At 62.7% G+C, this 18,394-nt stretch carries 18 protein-coding genes; 10 read left to right on the top strand and 8 right to left on the bottom strand.

The window, feature by feature from the left end:
• The first annotated feature begins 40 nt into the window (after positions 1-40).
• The 6 genes from BUA42_RS13790 to BUA42_RS13765 all read left to right on the top strand — a co-directional run bounded on the left by BUA42_RS13790 (position 41) and on the right by BUA42_RS13765 (position 5,304).
• The gene (locus BUA42_RS13790; protein WP_072778749.1) at positions 41-1,201 is read left to right on the top strand and encodes a M20 aminoacylase family protein; all 1,161 of its coding nucleotides are present in this window, start codon (positions 41-43) and stop codon (positions 1,199-1,201) included.
• A 3-nt stretch (positions 1,202-1,204) separates the two neighbouring features.
• Positions 1,205-2,167, top strand: coding sequence for an agmatinase (speB, locus tag BUA42_RS13785; RefSeq protein WP_072778748.1), 963 nt, complete (start codon positions 1,205-1,207; stop codon positions 2,165-2,167).
• 69 nt (positions 2,168-2,236) lie between these two features.
• The gene (locus tag BUA42_RS13780) at positions 2,237-2,644 is read left to right on the top strand and encodes a DUF1499 domain-containing protein (protein ID WP_084066232.1); all 408 of its coding nucleotides are present in this window, start codon (positions 2,237-2,239) and stop codon (positions 2,642-2,644) included.
• A 37-nt stretch (positions 2,645-2,681) separates the two neighbouring features.
• Positions 2,682-3,728 carry a peptide chain release factor 1 gene (gene prfA / locus BUA42_RS13775; protein WP_072778744.1) on the top strand — a complete coding sequence of 349 codons (1,047 nt, stop codon included), beginning with the start codon at positions 2,682-2,684 and terminating at the stop codon, positions 3,726-3,728.
• Positions 3,725-4,558: a peptide chain release factor N(5)-glutamine methyltransferase gene (gene prmC, locus BUA42_RS13770; RefSeq protein ID WP_072778743.1), complete on the top strand. Its 834-nt coding sequence runs from the start codon at positions 3,725-3,727 to the stop codon at positions 4,556-4,558. Before prfA ends, prmC begins: the two co-directional genes overlap by 4 nt.
• Positions 4,559-4,758: 200 nt before the next feature.
• Positions 4,759-5,304, top strand: a complete 546-nt coding sequence (locus BUA42_RS13765; RefSeq protein ID WP_072778741.1) for a DUF4167 domain-containing protein — start codon at positions 4,759-4,761, stop codon at positions 5,302-5,304.
• A gap of 15 nt (positions 5,305-5,319) precedes the next feature.
• Here the strand turns inward: BUA42_RS13765 and rsmA are convergent, their stop codons facing one another.
• The 6 genes from rsmA to lptF all read right to left on the bottom strand — a co-directional run bounded on the left by rsmA (position 5,320) and on the right by lptF (position 12,772).
• A complete protein-coding gene (rsmA, locus tag BUA42_RS13760) occupies positions 5,320-6,162 on the bottom strand; it encodes a 16S rRNA (adenine(1518)-N(6)/adenine(1519)-N(6))-dimethyltransferase RsmA (protein ID WP_072778740.1) in 843 nt (280 codons plus the stop codon).
• Positions 6,163-6,230: 68 nt separating this feature from the next.
• Entirely contained in the window at positions 6,231-7,199 is a 969-nt protein-coding gene (gene pdxA / locus BUA42_RS13755; RefSeq protein WP_072778739.1) for a 4-hydroxythreonine-4-phosphate dehydrogenase PdxA, read from the bottom strand.
• Entirely contained in the window at positions 7,196-8,425 is a 1,230-nt protein-coding gene (locus BUA42_RS13750) for a peptidylprolyl isomerase (protein ID WP_143152704.1), read from the bottom strand. Before BUA42_RS13750 ends, pdxA begins: the two co-directional genes overlap by 4 nt.
• Positions 8,413-10,566, bottom strand: coding sequence for an LPS-assembly protein LptD (locus tag BUA42_RS13745; RefSeq protein ID WP_072778738.1), 2,154 nt, complete (start codon positions 10,564-10,566; stop codon positions 8,413-8,415). The genes BUA42_RS13750 and BUA42_RS13745 overlap by 13 nt, the downstream gene beginning before the upstream one ends.
• A complete protein-coding gene (gene lptG, locus BUA42_RS13740) occupies positions 10,566-11,660 on the bottom strand; it encodes an LPS export ABC transporter permease LptG (RefSeq protein ID WP_072778737.1) in 1,095 nt (364 codons plus the stop codon). The genes BUA42_RS13745 and lptG overlap by 1 nt, the downstream gene beginning before the upstream one ends.
• On the bottom strand, positions 11,657-12,772 hold the full coding sequence (lptF, locus tag BUA42_RS13735; protein WP_072778736.1) for an LPS export ABC transporter permease LptF: 1,116 nt from the start codon (positions 12,770-12,772) through the stop codon (positions 11,657-11,659). Before lptF ends, lptG begins: the two co-directional genes overlap by 4 nt.
• Positions 12,773-12,925: 153 nt before the next feature.
• On the opposite strand from lptF, the gene BUA42_RS13730 reads away from it, so the two are divergent.
• The 3 genes from BUA42_RS13730 (at position 12,926) to lpdA (ending at position 16,422) form a co-directional block, all read left to right on the top strand.
• Positions 12,926-14,401: a leucyl aminopeptidase gene (locus tag BUA42_RS13730; RefSeq protein ID WP_072778735.1), complete on the top strand. Its 1,476-nt coding sequence runs from the start codon at positions 12,926-12,928 to the stop codon at positions 14,399-14,401.
• A 5-nt stretch (positions 14,402-14,406) separates the two neighbouring features.
• A complete protein-coding gene (locus tag BUA42_RS13725) occupies positions 14,407-14,865 on the top strand; it encodes a DNA polymerase III subunit chi (RefSeq protein WP_072778734.1) in 459 nt (152 codons plus the stop codon).
• A 165-nt stretch (positions 14,866-15,030) separates the two neighbouring features.
• Entirely contained in the window at positions 15,031-16,422 is a 1,392-nt protein-coding gene (gene lpdA / locus BUA42_RS13720; protein WP_072778733.1) for a dihydrolipoyl dehydrogenase, read from the top strand.
• A gap of 107 nt (positions 16,423-16,529) precedes the next feature.
• Here lpdA and BUA42_RS13715 read toward each other — a convergent pair whose 3' ends face one another.
• Together BUA42_RS13715 and BUA42_RS13710 are read right to left on the bottom strand one after the other, a co-directional pair.
• Positions 16,530-17,273 carry an SDR family NAD(P)-dependent oxidoreductase gene (locus BUA42_RS13715; protein WP_072779327.1) on the bottom strand — a complete coding sequence of 248 codons (744 nt, stop codon included), beginning with the start codon at positions 17,271-17,273 and terminating at the stop codon, positions 16,530-16,532.
• A gap of 49 nt (positions 17,274-17,322) precedes the next feature.
• Entirely contained in the window at positions 17,323-17,901 is a 579-nt protein-coding gene (locus BUA42_RS13710) for an HD domain-containing protein (RefSeq protein WP_072778731.1), read from the bottom strand.
• A gap of 62 nt (positions 17,902-17,963) precedes the next feature.
• On the opposite strand from BUA42_RS13710, the gene BUA42_RS13705 reads away from it, so the two are divergent.
• Positions 17,964-18,392: a DUF1801 domain-containing protein gene (locus tag BUA42_RS13705; RefSeq protein WP_072778730.1), complete on the top strand. Its 429-nt coding sequence runs from the start codon at positions 17,964-17,966 to the stop codon at positions 18,390-18,392.
• Positions 18,393-18,394 lie beyond the last annotated feature (2 nt).

Here is an 18,394-nt window from a genome sequence, read left to right as displayed (position 1 = left end):
TTGTGGCAGGGATGGGGGATCAGAGCGCAGGAGTCCAGACATGGCCATCGTGAACCGGATCGGTGAATTCGCCGAGGACATGAAAACCTGGCGACGGCATCTGCATATGCACCCTGAGTTGAGCCTCGATTGTCACGAGACGGCGGGTTTCGTGGTCGAGCGTCTGAGGGAGTTCGGCGTGGACGAGATCCACGAAGGCATCGCGCAGACCGGCGTGGTTGCGCTGATCCGCGGACAGGGCGACGGCGCCGTGACAGGGCTCCGCGCCGATATGGATGCGCTGCCCATCGAGGAAGAAACCGGCGCGGACTATGCCAGCACCATCCCCGGCAAGATGCACGCCTGCGGCCATGACGGGCACACGACGATGCTGCTTGGCGCGGCGCGCTACCTTGCAGAGACGCGCAAGTTCAAAGGTACCGCCGCGCTCATCTTCCAACCGGCCGAGGAAACCATCGGCGGCGGACGCATCATGGTCGAGGAAGGCATTATGGACCGGTTCGGCATCGAAGAGGTCTACGCGCTTCACTGCGATCCGTTCACCGAGGAAGGTGTGTTTTCGACCGCGCCCGGGCCGATCATGGCGGCGGTCGATGATTTCCACATTACCCTTACCGGCAAGGGCGGGCACGGCGCGTTTCCGCATGAATGTATCGACCCGGTTCCCTGTGCGCTCTCCATCGGGCAGGCGCTGCAGACCATCGCCTCGCGCAACGCGCCGCCGCGTGACGCGCTTGTGGTGTCGCTGACCATCTTCAACGCGGGTCATGCGACGAATGTGATCCCGGAATCGGTGAAACTGGGCGGCACAGTGCGCACCTTCGACCCCGATTTGCGTGATCTGGTCGAAAAGCGGTTTCACGACATTGTCGCCGGACAGGCGGCGAGCTTCGGTGTGACGGCGGATCTTGAGTACCAGCGCAATTACCCCGCGACAGTGAATCATGACGCCCAGACAGAGTTCGCCACCCAAGTCGCCGCCGATGTGGCGGGCGCGGGCAAGGTCAACGCGCAACGTGACCCCGAGATGGGGGCCGAGGATTTTGCTTACATGCTGCAGGCCCGCCCAGGCAGCTACCTGATGCTGGGGCAGGGGATCGGCCCGTCCTGCCACCACCCGGCGTTCGACTTCAACGATGACGTCTCGGCCATCGGCGCAAGCTTTTTCGCGCGCCTGATCGAAACGCGACACGGGGTGTAAGCCATGTCCCTCGAAGACGCCAAAACCCAAATCGACCACGCCTTCACCCGCGATGACCTGAAGGGCGCGAGTTTCGAGAACACGTTCGGCGGCGCGCCGTCGTTCCTGAGGCGGCGGTACACGAAGGACCTGACAGGGGTGGACGTGGCCGTCACCGGCGTGCCGTTCGATCAGGCGGTGACGAACCGCCCCGGGACACGCTTCGGTCCGCGCGGAATCCGGGAGGCCTCGGCCCTGCAATCGCCAGATGCGCCGTTCGGATGGGGCTACAACGTGTTGGAGGAATTCGCGATTGCGGATTACGGCGATCTGGCCTTCGACTATGCGAAGGTCTCGGACTTCCCCGAGGCGCTGAAGTCGCACATCGCGGGTATCCTTGCGCAGGACACGGCCACGGTCACCCTTGGTGGGGATCACTATATCACCTTGCCGATCCTCGAAGCCTATGCCGAGAAATACGGGCCGCTCTCACTTCTCCAATTCGATGCGCATAGCGACACCTGGGTCGATGATGACATGGACCGCATCGATCACGGCACGTTTCTTTACAAGGCGGTGAAGCTGGGTTTGGTCGATCCAAGCCGCTCCGTTCAGGTCGGCATCCGCACCGACAACCCCGACACGCTGGGCTTCAACATCATCGACGCGCGTGAGATGCAGCGCATGGGCCCCGAAGCGGTGGCCGAGGAAATCTGCGAAATTCTAAAAGATTACCCGACATACCTCACATTCGACATCGATTGTCTCGACCCGGCCTTCGCGCCCGGCACCGGGACTCCTGTCTGGGGTGGCCCTTCCAGCGCCGATATCGCGGCGATCCTGCGGAATATCGCCGGGATCGAGCTGATGGGAGGCGATGTGGTTGAAGTCAGCCCGCCTTTCGATACATCGGGCGCAACGGCGATTGCGGGTGCACATGTGGCGACAGAGATTCTCTCTCTCTGGGGATGGACCCGCCGCGGTTGAAACGTTCGGTACATGTGACCATCTGGGCCGGGGTAGGCCCAACCGAGGCAGGGAAAAGGCGTCGTGAAAATGTTCTTCTGGACAATCGTCCTCATCGTTGTGGCAGGTCTGGCCTGGATCCGGTTCGCACCGTCCGATCCAGAGGTCTGGCATGTGGATCCACAGGTCACCGCGGATCAGGACCTCGCCGGTGGCGTCCGCCGCCGCATTCCGGCCGAAGACGGCACGTTCGAAGCGCTCGACCGCATCATCCTCGCCACGCCTCGCACCGAAGTGCTGGCGGGCAGCGTCGAGGACGGCAAGGTTACCTACATCACCCGGTCCCAGTGGATGGGATTTCCCGACTACACCACCGTCATGCGCAACGAGGACGTGTTGGAGCTACATGCCCGGCTGCGGTTCGGACAATCCGACATGGGCGTGAACAAACAGCGCGTCGAGGGGTGGTTGCAAATGCTTGATGGCCAACGCGGATAACGCTTGACCGACCGCGTCGGATGCCCGACAGAACCGCATGATCCCCGAAGACCGCCTGCACCAGATCACGTCACGTTTCGAATACCTTGAAGCCCAGATGGCCGAAGGGTCGGGCGACATTGCCGCGATTGGTAAGGAATATTCCGACCTGAAACCCGTGGTCGATCAGATCGCCGAATGGAAACAGGTCACCGCCGATATCGCCGACGCGGAAGCGATGCTTGACGACCCTGAGATGCGGGAACTGGCGCAGGAGGAACTTCCCAGCCTGAAGGCCCGGTTGCCGGAGGTCGAACACGCGCTGCAACTGGCGCTCCTGCCGCGTGACAAGGCGGATGCGCGGCCTGCAATGCTGGAAATCCGCCCCGGGACGGGTGGCGAGGAAGCAGCGCTCTTCGCAGGAGATCTTTTGCGGATGTACCAACGCTACTCGGAAGCGCGCGGATGGCGCTTCGAGATTGTCGAGGAACAGACGACCGAGATCGGCGGCATCAAGGAAGTCGTCGCGCATATCACTGGCGACAACGTGTTTGCGCGGCTCAAATACGAATCCGGCGTCCACCGCGTGCAGCGCGTGCCTGAGACGGAGTCGGGTGGGCGCATCCACACCTCTGCCGCCACCGTGGCTGTTTTACCCGAGGCCGAAGACGTGGACATTCAGATCAACCCAAACGACATTCGCATCGACACGATGCGATCCTCCGGGGCCGGAGGCCAGCACGTCAACACAACCGATTCCGCCGTGCGCATCACGCATCTGCCCACCGGGATCGTCGTCACGAGTTCCGAGAAGTCCCAGCACCGCAACCGCGAGATCGCCATGCAAGTGCTGCGTACACGGCTGTTCGATCTGGAACGCCAGAAGATCGACAGCGAACGTTCCGCCGACCGCAAGAGCCAGGTCGGCTCCGGCGACCGGTCCGAGCGCATCCGAACCTACAACTTCCCGCAGGGCCGTCTGACCGATCATCGTATCGGCCTCACGCTCTACAAACTCGACGCGGTGATGGGCGGCGATCTGGACGAGATCATCGACGCGCTGACGGCGGATGCACAGGCCACCATGCTGGCCGAGATGAAGTGAGCCACGACCCGAAAGAAGCTCTGCAAGACGCGCGCCGTCAGCTTGAGATCGCAGGCTCACCCAGCCCCGCACGCGATGCCAGCGCGCTGATGGACAAGGTGCAAGGGGACGCCCCACCGTGGACCCCGCTCAGCGACGCACAATTGGCCGAGTTGAACCGCTACATTCAACGCCGCGCGCGGCGCGAGCCCATCAGCCACATCGTCGGAAAACGCGCGTTCTGGATGCACGATTTCATCGTCACCGACGCCGTTCTCGACCCGCGCCCCGAGACCGAGACGCTGGTCAGCGTCGCGTCGGATACGTCTTTCGCCAGGGTGCTTGATCTAGGCACAGGGTCGGGGTGCATCCTGCTGTCCTTGCTTTACGAAGTGCCAGAGGCGACCGGGGTTGGGGTGGACGTGTCAGAGCCAGCCCTCGACATCGCGCGGCAGAATGCGCAGCGGGTCGGCGTCGAAGATCGAGTAACGTTGCTGGTGTCGGACTGGTTCGACAAGGTCGAGGGTCAGTTTGACCTGATCGTGTCGAACCCGCCCTATATCGCAGAGGTGGAGATGCCCGACCTCGCGCCCGAACTCTCCTTCGAGCCGCGCCTCGCGCTCACCGATGAAGCCGACGGGCTGACCGCCTACCGCGCGATCACGTCGGGTGCCGGCCGCTTTCTCAAACCAAGCGGCAGGCTTTTGGTCGAGATCGGCCCGACCCAGGCCGTTGCCGTCTCGGATCTTTTCGCAGCACACGGCTTTACCGATGTCACCGTTCATCCGGACCTCGACGGGCGTGATCGGGTGGTTTCCGGCGTGTTCCCGCCACAAAACGCGACGAATTAGCGGACCTGTAACGGTTTTTTCGCAAATTGCCCTTGTAAGAAGGGGGTGGACATGCTTACTCAGGTATATCGCAGCGGTCGAGGACGCTTAACCCTCTCGCGCGATGGTAAGCCCAAACATGGATGCAATTGCAGAATATTCGCGCAAGAAGCGCACACCGCAATCGCAAAAACAGCTGAAAGAAGGCTGAAAATTTAAAAATGCGCTCTTCAAACAAACGTTCGCGGAACAAAAGCAACCGCAACCGCTCTGGAAACATGGGCAATGTGGTCAATCGTGTGTTCGACAGCTCTGGCCCAGAAGGCAAAGTGCGCGGCACACCGCAGCAGATCATCGACAAATACAACCAGCTTGCCCGAGATGCGCAGCTTTCCAATGACCGCGTGAATGCCGAAAACTTCCAGCAACACGCAGAACACTACATGCGCCTTCTGTCCGAGGCACAGCGCGAACAGGACGCGCGCCGCGAACAGCAGGAGCGTGAAAACCGCGAACGCCAGGCGCAGCGTGACGCGGACCGCGCCGCGCGGCAGGATAACGACCCACAATCTGACGACCCGTCAAGCGCACCGCAGCCGGATGTGGTGGACATCACCAAGGATGAAGACAGCGGTCTGGTCGAAACACCCGAGGCCAAGGCCGACGAAAAGCCCAAGAAGCCCCGTGCTCCGCGCAAACCGCGCAAAAAGCCCGAGCCGCAGGCAGAGGTGGCACAGGACACACCCGCGCCTGACGCGGCGGAATAATATCCCAAGCTTTCCTTAAGCTTTGGCGACGGATCGCGCGAGGGCGCAGAACCCTTCGACCGATACGCGTTCCGCCCGCTCCGTAGGCGCGATGCCGACCTCAGCCAGACGCGCTTCGATATCCGGTGTCAGCCCTTTCAAGGACGCGCGCAGCATCTTGCGCCTCTGATTGAACGCCGCCGCCACCACCCGTTCCAGAACCTTTGCGTCGGCGTCGAATTTCGGCTTCGGCAAAGCTTTGATATGCACCACGGCAGAGCCGACTTTCGGCGGTGGTGTAAAGGCCTCTGGCGGGAGATGCATGACGATCTGTGCCTCGCACCGCCATTGCGCAAGCACGGCCAGCCGTCCGTACGCCTTCGAACCGGGCTGGGCCACGATCCGTTGCGCCACCTCTTTCTGGAACATCAACGTCAGACTGTCCCAGACCGGTGGCCAAACCTCGGGCGTGAGCCAGCGCACCAGAAGCTCCGTTCCGACATTGTAAGGCAGGTTTGCGCAGATCGCGATCGGCGGCGTGAGTCGGTCCAACACATTCAGCGCCAGCGCGTCACCTTCGATCACGTCCAGTCGTCCCGGATAGGCCGCCGCGATCTCGGCCAGTGCGGGAAGGCAGCGGGCGTCCTTCTCGACCGCCATCACCTTGCGCGCCCCTTCTGCCAACAGCCCGCGCGTCAGACCACCGGGGCCGGGGCCGACTTCCAGCACATCCATGCCGGTCAGGTCACCCGCCTGACGCGCGATCTTGGCCGTGAGGTTCAGATCGAGCAGGAAGTTCTGGCCCAACGCCTTCTTGGCGCTCAATCCGTGGGTGGCGATCACGTCACGCAACGGCGGCAGGGAGTCGATGGCGGCCATCTAAGCGCGCGCCCCCTGCTTCTTCTTTTCAAAAATATGCATCAACCGACCTTCCAATCCGCGCAACGTCAGGCCGAACCGCTCGCCAGTTGCCACGCCATGCGCAGCGCCTCGATGGTCGAGGACGGGTTGGCCTGACCCGTTCCCGCGATGTCGAAAGCCGTGCCGTGATCGGGCGAGGTCCGCACGATGGGCAGGCCCAGCGTGACGTTCACACCCCGGTCGAAATCCAGTGTCTTGATCGGGATCAGCGCCTGATCGTGGTACATACAGATCGCCGCATCGTAGGTCTCGCGCGCCGCCGCATGAAACATCGTGTCCGCGCTCATCGGGCCTTCGATATGAAAGCCTTCGTTGCGAAGAGTCTCCACGATGGGCGCGATAAGCGTCTGTTCCTCGGTCCCCATCTTGCCGCCTTCGCCCGCATGCGGGTTCAGCCCGGCCACCGCAAGCCGTGGCTCTGCGATACCGAACTGATCGCGCAGCGCCGTGTGTGTGATGCGGATGCGCGTCTCCAGAAGCTGCGCTGTCAATGCCAGCTTCACCTCCGACAAAGGGATATGGATCGTCACCGGCACGACCCGCAGGGCAGGGCTGGCCAGCATCATCACCACGTCACGCGTGTCGCAGAGATGCGCAAGAAACTCTGTATGCCCGGGAAAGCCGAAACCGGCACCGTCCTGCAAAGCCTGCTTATGGATCGGCAAAGTGCAAACCCCGCCTGCCTTGCCCGAGGCTGCGAGCGCCACCGCTCTTTCGATTACCGCGATCACGTCCTTTGCATGCGCGGGACGCGCTTTGCCGGGGATGCGTGGGCTCTCGAACGGATGGGGGAGGATGGGCAGGGCTGTGCCGTCCGGTCTGACTTCGTCGGGCGCGGCGATCTCGACCCAGTCGGTGCCATCCGGCAGATGGGTCGGGTCTCCGATCAGGAAAAACGGGACCTCGCCGCGCAACCTCTGCCACGCCGCCGCCGCAAGCTCGGGGCCGATGCCCGCGGGTTCCCCGATGGTCAGGGCAATCGGAGCTGCGGTCATTGCTCGATGATACGGGCGTCGGCGCGCAACTGTGCAAGGTAGCTTTCGGCCAGCGACGCAAGACGCTGGTTGCGCAAGCCAAGCGCGAACTGGTCGCGGTCCACATCCTCGTTGATTTCGGCGGTCCGACCGCAGAGCATCAGGAACACCAGCGTCTGCCCGTTCGACCGCGTCAGCGCGGTGGACACCTCGCCCGGGTCGAGCTTCGACAGCTCGAAGGCGATATCCGTCGGGATCTCGGACGGCGGCAGGGCCTGCCGCTCCAGAACCTCCTCGGGTTGCCCCTGCGCCACGCCGTAAAGGTCATCGCAGCGATCCACGCGGCTCGCCAGCACCCGTGCCTGCGCCAGCGTTGTCTCACTGCGCCCGCCCGGCATGTAATAGGCGGCGTATTCGATGGCGGCGTAGGTCGGAGACGTAAAGCCGGTTTCCTCGATATCGCGCAACTGGAACAGGGCGATGGCGTTCGGGATCGGGATCGGATCCGTCACCTCGCCCGGCGCGAGCGCGAGAACCAGAGGCCTCAGCACCGGCGGCAGGTCTTCGAGGTTCTGCCACGGCAGACGCCCCCCAGCGCCACGGGTTGCCGTGGCCGAAAAGCGCCGCGCTTCCGCCGAAAACGCAGCCTCGGACGTGATCTGGCTGATCCGTTCAGCCCGTTCCCGAACTGCATCGGCCTGCGGCGGCGGGGCGGGCATGATGATTTCGGACAAGAGCACCCGCACGGACGATCCGCCCGATGCTCCCAAGGCGCGGTCGATCTCGTCTTCGGAAAGGTTTATCCGGCTGGTGAAGCGCGCCTGCACCAAGAGGCGCCAGCTCAGACCCGCCCGCACGAAATCCCGGAAGGTCTGCGCGGCCACTCCGTTCGCCTCAAGCGCCTGGATGAATTCGTCGCGGGTCAGGTTGGCGCGTCCGGCAAATTCGCTCATCCCGTCCAGCACTTCCTCGGTCGACGGCACGATGCCGGCGTCCTCTGCCGCCTGCAGCCGCAGACGGTCGTCGATCAGCTGCTGCCGCGCGAGGGTTTCCGGATTTCCGGGTGCGTTTAGCACCGCCAGCATACGCGCCCGCTGGTCCAGCTCATAGGCAGTCACCACAGAGTCGTTGATGCGGATCGCCGGCGCAAAGAGGTTTTGCGCCTGAACGGGCGCGACTCCCAGCGTCAGCGCGACCCCAAGGACAAGAGCGCTCAGTTTGCGGATCGAAATGCTCAGTTGCTGCATGAACGGCGATACTCCTTGCCGCTGCCGCCAGTGCTGAACCCGGTCAGCGCGACGGTGAGGCCAAAATCTGTCGATGGTTCCAAGTTAGTGGAAGAGGCAAAGCTGCGCGAGACCGAAAAGTCCACGATGACACATTCGTTGCGATACTCGGCGCCGATCCCGGCGGTCAGGAACTGCCCTTCGGCGATGTCGTAGCGGGTGTTGCCGGTGGCGGTCCATTGGCGGTCGATATTGTACCGCCCGTTCAGACGCCATTGTGACTGCGCATCGTCGCGGTCTTCGTCCGGATCGGTGGTCAGAAGAATGTAGGATGCCCCAAGCGAATAGCGCTCCTGCGAAACGTTGGCGCGAATCTCGGCCTTCGTGAACCGCAGGTCACTGGCATCGTACAGACCGCGCGCCAAAAGCTGGATGCCGGTTTCGTGTTGAAACTGACCTGACACCAACCAGTCCGATTCCGTGCCATCAAGGCCAGACGACCGAGAGAGGCTGTCATCCTCTTCCTCGCGCCACACCCGCCCCACGGTGAGCGCCGCACGCCAACCATCGGGATCGTCGCGCATCCAGCGCAGACCAGCCGCGCCTATCAGGCCGCGTTCGCGACGGTCGGCAGCGGGAAAGCGGGACAGGGCCAACAGATTGCCCTCGTCGAACTCGACGCGCGTGCTTTCGTCGTTCGGCACCCCGGTGCGTTCCCCACCGATCCAGCCAAGCTGCGCCACAGGCTCAAGCAGTATGCGCGCACCGGTCTCGGTGGTGCGGGCCAACGGCCAGCGCAGCTCCACCGATGCAGCGGGGGTGATCTCGGAGTAGGTGCCTTCTGCACCAGCGTCCTGCCGTACGTCGAACTGGTCAACCCACACCTGCGTCAGCGCCCCGGCGCGCAGCCCGCCTGGCAGGGTCCAGCGATCCCGCCAGCTTAGGTCGATGTTCAGCCGGGCCACATCGCGGCCATCGACCACGGTGTCCGCATCCGACCCGTCGACGTCCCGATCCGAGTAGCGGTAGTGCCCGTGCGCCGCGACGCCAAGACGGACCTCGCCGCCAAGCCGCTGCGGAAAGAACCGGCGGTTGTAGCGCACATCGCCAATAATGGTCGGCTGCGTGGCGTTGTTCTCGCCATCTGTCAGGCTTTCGTAATGGATCACGCTGGTCGAGAAAAAGCTGTTGCGCCGGGTCCTGGACAGGGTCACCGCGCTGTCCAGACGGTCTTTCTTGAAGGTGCTGTTGTAGTCGTTGAGATAAGCCTCATCGGTGACCGCTTCGATATCGAAGGACAGCCGATATCCGCGCTGCAAATCAAAGGCCCCGTTGGCGAACAAAAAGCCGCGCGGCTGGTCGCGATCAAGGCTGTCCCGGCTGACCGCGCTATTCACGGTGAGATCGCCGTTGCGGAAGGCCTGCCGGTAGCGCAATTCAAGCGTCGTCGTCACTGGCGACAAATACGGCGTCAGCGTCAGATCGGCATGGTCCCCGAGCGGGATGAAGTAGGGTAGCTTGATCCCGAAGCCGAGAAGCGTCGACGTCTTCAGTTCCGGGATCAGGAACCCCCGTGCGCGCTCAAGCGTCGGGTCGGGCAGGCGCATCCGGGGCAGGTAGAAGACCGGCATGCCAAGGATGCGGAACTGCGCGTCGTCGAAGTAGATCTGCCGCTCCTCCGCGTCGTGCACCACGCGGGACGCACGAATGGCCCAAAGCGGCGGTCGGTCGCTGCCGCAGACCTGGCAGGACGTCGCGGCGATCCGGCTCATCGCGGTATAGCGCCCGCCGACCCGCGCAGCGCGGGCTGAGGCGATCTGGAGCTGTTCATCCAGCACGAAGCGCGCACTTTCCAGAAGTCCGTTCTCGAACCCCTGATCCAGCTCCGCCCGGGTTGCCGTCAGAACGTCACCGTTCGGCTGAGTGATCCGGATCGGCCCCTGAATGTCCAAAGTGTTGCTGGTGCGATCATAGATGATGGTCGAGGCGGTCAGCCGGGTGCCTTCGTAAAGCGCCTCGACATTGCCGCTCGCAATCAGTGTGTCGCCGCCAGCCTCGACCAGCACGGTATCGGCCAGCAGCAGCACGCTGCCGTCCTGCGCGCGGGCCGGACTCACCCAAAGTGCCGCAGCAGCCAGGCAAGCCAGAAGCGCGCGTCGCACTACCCGTCCTCCCGGTGCAGGATGAGACCGAGCGCCAGAAGCACCGACGCCAAAGGCGGCACCCACGCCGCCGCCAACGCATTCAACTGCCCGTTCTCGCCGAGGATCTGCGCGAAGTTGCGCACGTAATAAAGCGAGAATCCCAAAAGCACCGCCGACAGAACCGCGACACCCGTGCCGCCCATCCGACTGTGCCGCATGGTGAAGGCCGCACCGATAAGCACCATCGACATCAGGAACACCGGACGCGCGAGTTCCATCTGTAACCAGACCTCGTGCCGTCGGGCGGAAAACCCGGCATCTTCAAGATCGGTGATGAAGCCGCTCAGTTCCCAGACCGAAATCGCCGAGGGTCGGCCAAAGCGGTCGCGGATGCTTTCTTCGGTGAGGGTCGAGGACACGATCAGTTCGTCATGCGCCGCCGCGTTGGTTTCGGGATTGATCCCGGCAACCAACGGCCAGACCTTGGCGTCTTTCAGCGTCCATGCGCCGTTACGCAGCGCGGCTTCCGCCGCCTCGATCCGCCGGATCGGTCCGCCGCCTTCGGCGTAGGCCACGAACATCACGTCATAGAGCACAGTGCCGTTTGGATTGGCCCGGGCCGCCCGGATCACCGTCTGGCCGCGCGGATCGGATTGACGAAGCCATAATCCTTCCGCGCCGATGGACAAAGCTGATGCGCCGCCCGTGCGGTAGGTCTCGCGCAAATCGGAATAAGCCTTGGAGGTCGCAGCAACAATCGGGTTGCCCATGCCGACCGCCAGCCCGCCGATGATCGCCGCCACCGCCAAGGGTCCCACCAGCGCGATCAAACCGGATCGTCCCGCCGCGCGCGTCACCACAAGCTCGGACGAACGGGCCAGCGACACGAAAAGCGCGATGGAGGATAGGATCATCACCAGCGGCAGGATCTGATACATACCCTCCGGCGTGTTCAGCAGCGTCAGCTTCATCACCTCCCCGAAGCTCACCGAACTGTCCAAGCGCCGGATTTGCTCAACGAGGTCGAGCAGCATCTGGAACAGGAAGAACACGCCAAAGATGCCGAGAAACGTCCAAAGAAAGCGCCGCGCAAAGTAAAGGTGCAGGGTCATGTCGCCCCCTCCACCGGCTCTGCGGCACTGCGCGGTTGCCGGAACGGCCGCGCGGCGATGTGCAGGACAACCCAGGTGATGGCAAGGCCAACGACGGAGGGGAGATACACCAGCGGCCACAACATCGCATTGCTGCGAGTGGGTTCCGTGACCGCGCTTTCGACAAGTTTGACGACGACCAGGAAAAAGATCGCGACCACGATCTGACGCCCCACACCGAACCGGCTGAAGCTTCCGGTCAAAAGCGTAGAAAACCCGATCAAGGCCGCCACCAATCCAAGCACGGCTTGCTGAAAGCGGCCGTGCAATTCCTCATTGATCCGCGCCACTGTCGTTCGGGTAAGGTCCGCCATCTCTTGCGGCCGGGTGATCAGGTCCATGGTGGCAAGGTGCCGCGGGCGCAGGTTCAGGTTCTGGTTCTGAACAATCATGTTGCTGATGTCGTAGGTGAAGTTCTCGAAGATCGTGGTCGACAGACGCCCGGTCTCCGGCCGCAGGGTCTGCGCAAGACCGCTGATCATCACCAGCCTCGGTCCTTCCTCGGCCTGCACCACATAGGCGCGTTCCGCCGTGTACGTGACCTCGCGGTCGTCCTGGCGGCGGTCCGACAGGAATACGTCGCGCAACTCGCCCTCCGGCGTGATCTCGCGGATAAAGAACGTCACTCCGGGGCCGGGATGCAGAAACGTACCTTCGCGCAACAGCCGTGCGCTGACCGAGCCCGAGATATCCACCTCGCGCTGCTTCAACTGCGCGATGGAGGCGGGAACAAGAAAATGCGTGAGAACCGACATCATCACAGCGACCAGCACACCGAAGATCAGAACCGGCCGCGCGAGACGCCACGGGCTGTACCCGGTGGCCTGCACCACGGTCAGTTCCGAGTCGCCCATCAACCGGTTGGTCACATAGACCGCAGCGGCAAACGACGCCATCGGCATGACAAGCGCGATCACACCGGGCAGGCTGAGGGCGGAAAACTCAAGAAAGACCGCCGCCGAATGCCCGTCCGCGATCAACCGGTCAAACAGGACCACCGCGCGGTTCACCCAGTAGACGGCCACCAGCACAAGTGCGAAGAATCCAAACAGGACCATGAGTTGCGACAGCATGTATCTGTCGAATCTTGGCACGCGATGACCCCTTCACACGACATAAGGTGGGCGACGTCGCCTCACACCCTAGGGTTTGCGGGAAAACCCGCCTCTGGTCAACCGCGCGCACCGGCGCTACCCCTATGATGAAACAGGGAAACGGAGCGGAACATGGCAGAACTTCGCGCAGTGGCTTTCACGGCTGTCGATCTGGACGCATTGCCCAAGGCACAAGGTCGGATCGCGGTATTCATCACCCCCGATCTCAAACTCAGCGCAGGCGCGCGGCGCCTGAACCGGCTGACCAAGGGCGCGCTGGCCCGCGCAACCGCGTCCGAGGCGTGGGAAAAGCTGGGCGAAGGCAAAGTCATGTCGCTCAACTGGCCTGCCGGACTTGAGGCGAAGGCGGTCGACCTCGTGAAACTGCCGCGTCGTCCAACCCCGGAACTGGCGCGCAAGGCCGGGGCCAGCCTGGCGGTGGTGGCCGGACCTGCAGAAACGACAGTTCTCATCGAGGGCACAAAACGGTGCGAAGAGATCGCGCTCGGGCTCACGTTGCGCAGCTACGGCTTCGACGCCCACAAGACCGAAAAAGGCGAACTCTTGGGTGTGGCGACTTTTATGTGCGCCAAACCGGAAGAGGCCGATGCCGCAGCGGCGCCGCGCCTCGCCGTCGCCGAGGGGGTACACCTTACACGCGATCTGGTGAACGAGCCTGCCAATGTGCTGACCACTACGGAATTCGCCAACCGACTTGAGGCGCTCAGCGCGCTTGGGGTCGAGGTTGAAGTCCTTGAGGAGAAAGCGCTCGAAAAGCTGGGTATGCGCGCGCTGCTGTGCGTCGGGCAGGGGTCCGAAAGCCCGTCCAAGGTGGTCATCATGCGCTGGAAAGGCGGAAAGAAGGGCGACGCGCCGTTGGCCCTGATCGGCAAGGGCGTGGTGTTCGACACCGGCGGCATTTCTCTCAAGCCCGCGGCGGGCATGGAAGACATGACCATGGACATGGGCGGCGCGGGCGTGGTGGCCGGGGTGATGCACGCCATCGCCAAACGCAAAGCCAATGCCAACGTGGTCGGCATGGTGGGACTTGTCGAAAACATGCCCTCAGGGGCCGCCGTGCGCCCGGGGGACGTTGTGACCTCCATGAAGGGCGACACGATCGAAGTGGTGAACACCGACGCCGAAGGGCGTCTCGTGCTCTGCGATGTGATGTGGCACGCACAGGAAACCGAAAAGCCTGCCGCGATGATCGACCTCGCGACGCTCACCGGTGCCTGCATTGTGGCACTCGGCTACGAAAACGCCGCCGTGTATTCGAACGATGAAACACTGGCCGACGCCTTTCTCAAGGCAGCTGAGGCGGAACAGGAAGGGGCATGGCGGATGCCGTTGGGCAAATCCTATGACGACATGCTGAAATCGCCGGTCGCGGACATGAAGAACGTGGGCGGCCGTCCAGCCGGCTCTGTGACCGCTGCGATGTTCCTGAAGCGATTTGTCAAAGACGATTTGCCGTGGATTCACTTGGACATCGCGGGCGTTGCTCATGTATCGCGTGATCTTGAGCTGTCGCCGAAAGGTGCGACAGGCTGGGGTGTGCGGGCGCTTGACCGGCTGATTGCCGATGGGTTCGAGTCAAAGGACTGACCTCTATGGGCGCGGCCTATTTCTATCACCTGACCAACAAGCCGCTTGAGGCCACGTTGCCTATGCTTTTGGGCAAGGCGCTCGACGTCGGTTGGCGCGTGGCGGTGCGCGGCACCGACGCCGCGCGGATGGAATGGCTGGACCAGAAACTCTGGCTCGGTCCCGAAGAGGGGTTCCTGCCACACGGGTTGGCGGGCGGTCCGCACGACGCGATGCAGCCGGTCCTTCTGACCACGGAGCACGCGGCGGCAAACGATCCGCAGTGCCTGATGACGGTCGACGGTGCAGAAGTGGAAGCGGACGACGTGAACGCACTTGACCGGGTGTGCGTGCTTTTCGACGGCAATGATCCGGCGGCGGTCGAAGTCGCGCGGACGCAATGGCGCAACCTGACCGGCGCAGGCTGTTCGGCGCAGTACTGGTCCGAAGAGTCAGGTCGCTGGGAGAAGAAGGCGGAGGCCTGAAGTCGGTTTCTAAACAATTGGTTAAAGGGGCAGTGGCGCTGACCCATTGTTTCGCGCGCGAAACATAAGGTCCGTTTCGGACCCATCCGCGCGGATCCCATTGTCGGCCAATTGCCTTTCGCCTAGGCTCACGCGACAGCAGACCCTTTGGGAGGAGAGTGGGCGATGAGCAAAAGCTTCGACATGATCGTGATCGGCGCAGGCCCGGGCGGTTACGTGGCCGCCATCCGTGGCGCGCAGCTGGGCTTGAAGGTTGCCATCGTCGAGCGCGAGCATTTGGGTGGCATCTGCCTCAACTGGGGATGCATTCCCACCAAGGCGATGCTGCGCACCTCCGAAGTGTTTCACCTCATGCACCGCGCCAAGGAGTTCGGGTTGAAGGCCGAGGGGATCGGCTATGACCTCGACGCTGTCGTGAAACGCTCGCGCGCCATCGCGAAACAGCTGAACTCGGGGGTCGGGCACCTTCTGAAGAAGAACAAGGTCGCCGTCCTGATGGGCGAAGCGACGCTGCCTGCCAAGGGCAAGGTGTCCGTGAAAACCGAAAACGGCACCGAGGAATTGACGTCCAACAACATCGTCCTCGCCACTGGCGCCCGCGCGCGCGAGTTGCCCGGGCTGGAAGCGGATGGCGATCTGGTCTGGACCTACAAACACGCGCTTGTGCCAAAACGCATGCCCAAGAAACTTTTGGTGATCGGTTCCGGCGCCATCGGCATCGAATTCGCAAGCTTTTACAACGCACTCGGATCCGAGACGACCGTGGTCGAGGTCATGGATCGCATCCTGCCGGTCGAAGATGCCGAGATCAGCACGTTCGCCAAGAAACAGTTTGAAAAGCAAGGCATGACGATCCGCGAGAAGGCCATGGTCAAGCAGCTTGATCGTGGCAAGGGCAAGGTCACGGCACATATCGAAGCAGCTGGTAAGGTGACGAAGGAAGAATTCGACACCGTGATTTCCGCTGTCGGGATTGTCGGCAATACCGAAGGGCTGGGGCTGGAGGCTTTGGGTGTGAACGTGGATCGCACCCATGTCGTGACCGACGTGCGCTGCCGGACCGGTGTCGATGGGCTGTACGCAATTGGCGATATCGCCGGTGCTCCGTGGCTGGCGCACAAAGCGAGCCACGAAGGTGTCATGGTGGCCGAGCTGATCGCGGGCGGCCATCCGCATGCCGTGGACGCCGACAGCATTGCGGGCTGCACTTATTGCCTGCCGCAGGTCGCCAGCGTCGGTCTGACCGAAGCGCAGGCGAAAGAACAAGGCTACGACGTGAAGGTCGGGCGGTTCCCCTTCATCGGGAACGGCAAGGCGATCGCCCTGGGCGAGCCGGAAGGTCTTGTGAAGACGGTATTCGACGCGAAAACCGGCGCTTTGCTGGGCGCGCATATGGTGGGGGCCGAGGTGACGGAGCTCATTCAAGGTTATGTCGTCGGTCGGCAGTTGGAGACGACCGAGGAAGATCTGATGCAGACAGTGTTTCCGCACCCGACCTTGTCAGAGATGATGCACGAGGCGGTGCTCGATGCCTGGGGGCGGGCGATCCATTATTGAGTTTGGCCGTAGCTCGGGCCAACCCGCGTCAATTTAAAATTTACTGGTCGCGCTGCAGAATCTTCGTACGAAGATTCTGGGGGCCCGCTAGTAAATTTTGTGAAACGCTAGACGTGCTGACCGCCATTCACTTCGATCTCTGTGCCGGACACATATGCGCTTGGGTGTGAGCACAAGAAATAGATCACATCCGCCACTTCGTTCGGTTGACCCAAGCGCCGCATGGGCAACTTTTCGACGATCTTGTCGGTGCCTTCGCTCAGAATGCTCGTTTCCACTTCGCCGGGTGCGATGGCATTCACGCGCACGCCCAACGGTCCGAAATCATGCGCCATTTCCCGCGTTAGTGCCGCGAGGGCGGCCTTGGAGGTCGCGTAAGCCGCACCGGCAAACGGATGCACCCGTGATCCGGCGATCGAGGTGACATTGACGATGGCGCCTTGTGCCTTCGCCAATTCATCCCGAAGACCGCGGCCCAGAACAACCGAGGCAAAGAAATTGACGTGAAACACCTTACCCCAGTCGCGCAGGTCGGTGTCGAGCGTGCTGAGCCGTTCGCCGTTCGGCGCTTTCGGCGAAATACCTGCGTTGTTGACCAGCGCGTCCAGGCGACCTCCGTCCAGCCGTTCCTTCACGGTCTCCACCGCTGTCATCGTTTGTTGCGGGTCACTCAGATCAACCTGGATGTGATTGCGTTCCCCGCCGGGCCACGGACACTCGGGCGCAAACGCCTGGCGCGAGCAGCTGATGACGCGCCAGCCTTCAGCTGCAAATTTCTTGACGGTCGCATGGCCGATGCCACGGCTGGCACCGGTAAGCAGAAGCGTGCGTTGCGACGGGGCGGAGTCCATGCGTCCACCGTAGGCCATCGCTTCGGGCAGGGCGAGGGGAAAGCGCTGTCTAGAGCCTGGCGTTGAAGAAGGCCGCGACCTGCGGGCGAAGCCACTCCCAGATGCCGGGCGCCCCGCGATTGATCTTTGGTCCGATATGCGCTTCGAACCGCGACAGGGTGACGTCGAACTGCGTCCAGGACCCGCCACCCGATTGCAGGTTCTGGATCGGCGGCTGCAACCGGTCGATGGACTTGGCGAATTCCGCTTCCGGAGTTTCGTTGGCCTCGAACTCTTCCCAGATTGCGCGGAAGGTTTTGGCCTGATCGTCCGGGAGCAAACCAAAAATGCGCTCGGCGGCAGCAGCCTCTTTAGCCGCCAGCGCCTCTTCGTCGTGATCGCCGAAGACCGGAGCGTCGCCTGCGTCGATTTCAACGAGATCGTGCAGCAGAAGCATTTTCAGGATCTTCAAGACGTCCACGTCTTCTTCGGCATGCTCAGCCAGCACCATGGCGTAAAGCGCGATGTGCCATGAATGCTCCGCACTGTTTTCGATCCGCGATCCGTCGCAGAGGGTCGTGGCGCGCAGGACGGTCTTCAGGCGATCCGCCTCGGTCAGAAATGCGATTTGTTTGTCGAGACGCGACATGCCGTCCTCCGCTGCTTGGGTCAGGTGTGCTACCGGTATGGGGATGTAACAGGAGATGTGCCATGTCGTCCAATGTCACGGCCATGACAGATGCCTCGGTCGAGGCGTTCATTGACAGCGTCACCCATGCGGGGCGCCGCGAGGATGCGCGGGTGCTGGATCAGCTGTTTCGCGACGAAACCGGGTTCCAGCCGCGCATGTGGGGGCCGTCGATAATCGGATATGGACAGTACCATTATGTCTACGCGTCCGGTCGCGAGGGCGATTTCCTGGCGACCGGGTTTTCACCGCGCAAGGCCAACATGTCGATCTACATCATGCCGGGGTACCAGGACTATTCGGAACTGCTGAAAGATCTCGGCCCGCACAAGACCGGCGCGTCGTGCCTTTATGTCGGTCGCCTGTCGAAGATCGATCTGGACGTGCTGCGCAGGATTGTCCGGGCGGGGTTAACGGATCTGGGAAAAAGATGGCCGGTGCAGCCGACCTGAGC

Source organism: Marivita hallyeonensis (assembly GCF_900129875.1).
In the GTDB taxonomy this organism is placed as follows: domain Bacteria; phylum Pseudomonadota; class Alphaproteobacteria; order Rhodobacterales; family Rhodobacteraceae; genus Marivita; species Marivita hallyeonensis.
The sequence above is the reverse complement of the archived record's forward strand: the minus strand, read 5'-3'. Positions and strand labels throughout refer to the sequence as shown.

Excerpts from the sequence above, each read along its gene's own strand:
- BUA42_RS13790 (WP_072778749.1), top strand. The coding sequence starts at position 41 with ATGGCCATCGTGAACCGGATCGGTGAATTCGCCGAGGACATGAAAACC.
- speB (WP_072778748.1), top strand. The coding sequence starts at position 1,205 with ATGTCCCTCGAAGACGCCAAAACCCAAATCGACCACGCCTTCACCCGC.
- BUA42_RS13780 (WP_084066232.1), top strand. The coding sequence starts at position 2,237 with ATGTTCTTCTGGACAATCGTCCTCATCGTTGTGGCAGGTCTGGCCTGG.
- prfA (WP_072778744.1), top strand. The coding sequence starts at position 2,682 with ATGATCCCCGAAGACCGCCTGCACCAGATCACGTCACGTTTCGAATAC.
- BUA42_RS13765 (WP_072778741.1), top strand. The coding sequence starts at position 4,759 with ATGCGCTCTTCAAACAAACGTTCGCGGAACAAAAGCAACCGCAACCGC.
- rsmA (WP_072778740.1), bottom strand. The coding sequence starts at position 6,162 with ATGGCCGCCATCGACTCCCTGCCGCCGTTGCGTGACGTGATCGCCACC.
- pdxA (WP_072778739.1), bottom strand. The coding sequence starts at position 7,199 with ATGACCGCAGCTCCGATTGCCCTGACCATCGGGGAACCCGCGGGCATC.
- BUA42_RS13750 (WP_143152704.1), bottom strand. The coding sequence starts at position 8,425 with ATGCAGCAACTGAGCATTTCGATCCGCAAACTGAGCGCTCTTGTCCTT.
- lptG (WP_072778737.1), bottom strand. The coding sequence starts at position 11,660 with ATGACCCTGCACCTTTACTTTGCGCGGCGCTTTCTTTGGACGTTTCTC.
- lptF (WP_072778736.1), bottom strand. The coding sequence starts at position 12,772 with ATGCTGTCGCAACTCATGGTCCTGTTTGGATTCTTCGCACTTGTGCTG.
- BUA42_RS13730 (WP_072778735.1), top strand. The coding sequence starts at position 12,926 with ATGGCAGAACTTCGCGCAGTGGCTTTCACGGCTGTCGATCTGGACGCA.
- BUA42_RS13725 (WP_072778734.1), top strand. The coding sequence starts at position 14,407 with ATGGGCGCGGCCTATTTCTATCACCTGACCAACAAGCCGCTTGAGGCC.
- lpdA (WP_072778733.1), top strand. The coding sequence starts at position 15,031 with ATGAGCAAAAGCTTCGACATGATCGTGATCGGCGCAGGCCCGGGCGGT.
- BUA42_RS13715 (WP_072779327.1), bottom strand. The coding sequence starts at position 17,273 with ATGGACTCCGCCCCGTCGCAACGCACGCTTCTGCTTACCGGTGCCAGC.
- BUA42_RS13710 (WP_072778731.1), bottom strand. The coding sequence starts at position 17,901 with ATGTCGCGTCTCGACAAACAAATCGCATTTCTGACCGAGGCGGATCGC.
- BUA42_RS13705 (WP_072778730.1), top strand. The coding sequence starts at position 17,964 with ATGTCGTCCAATGTCACGGCCATGACAGATGCCTCGGTCGAGGCGTTC.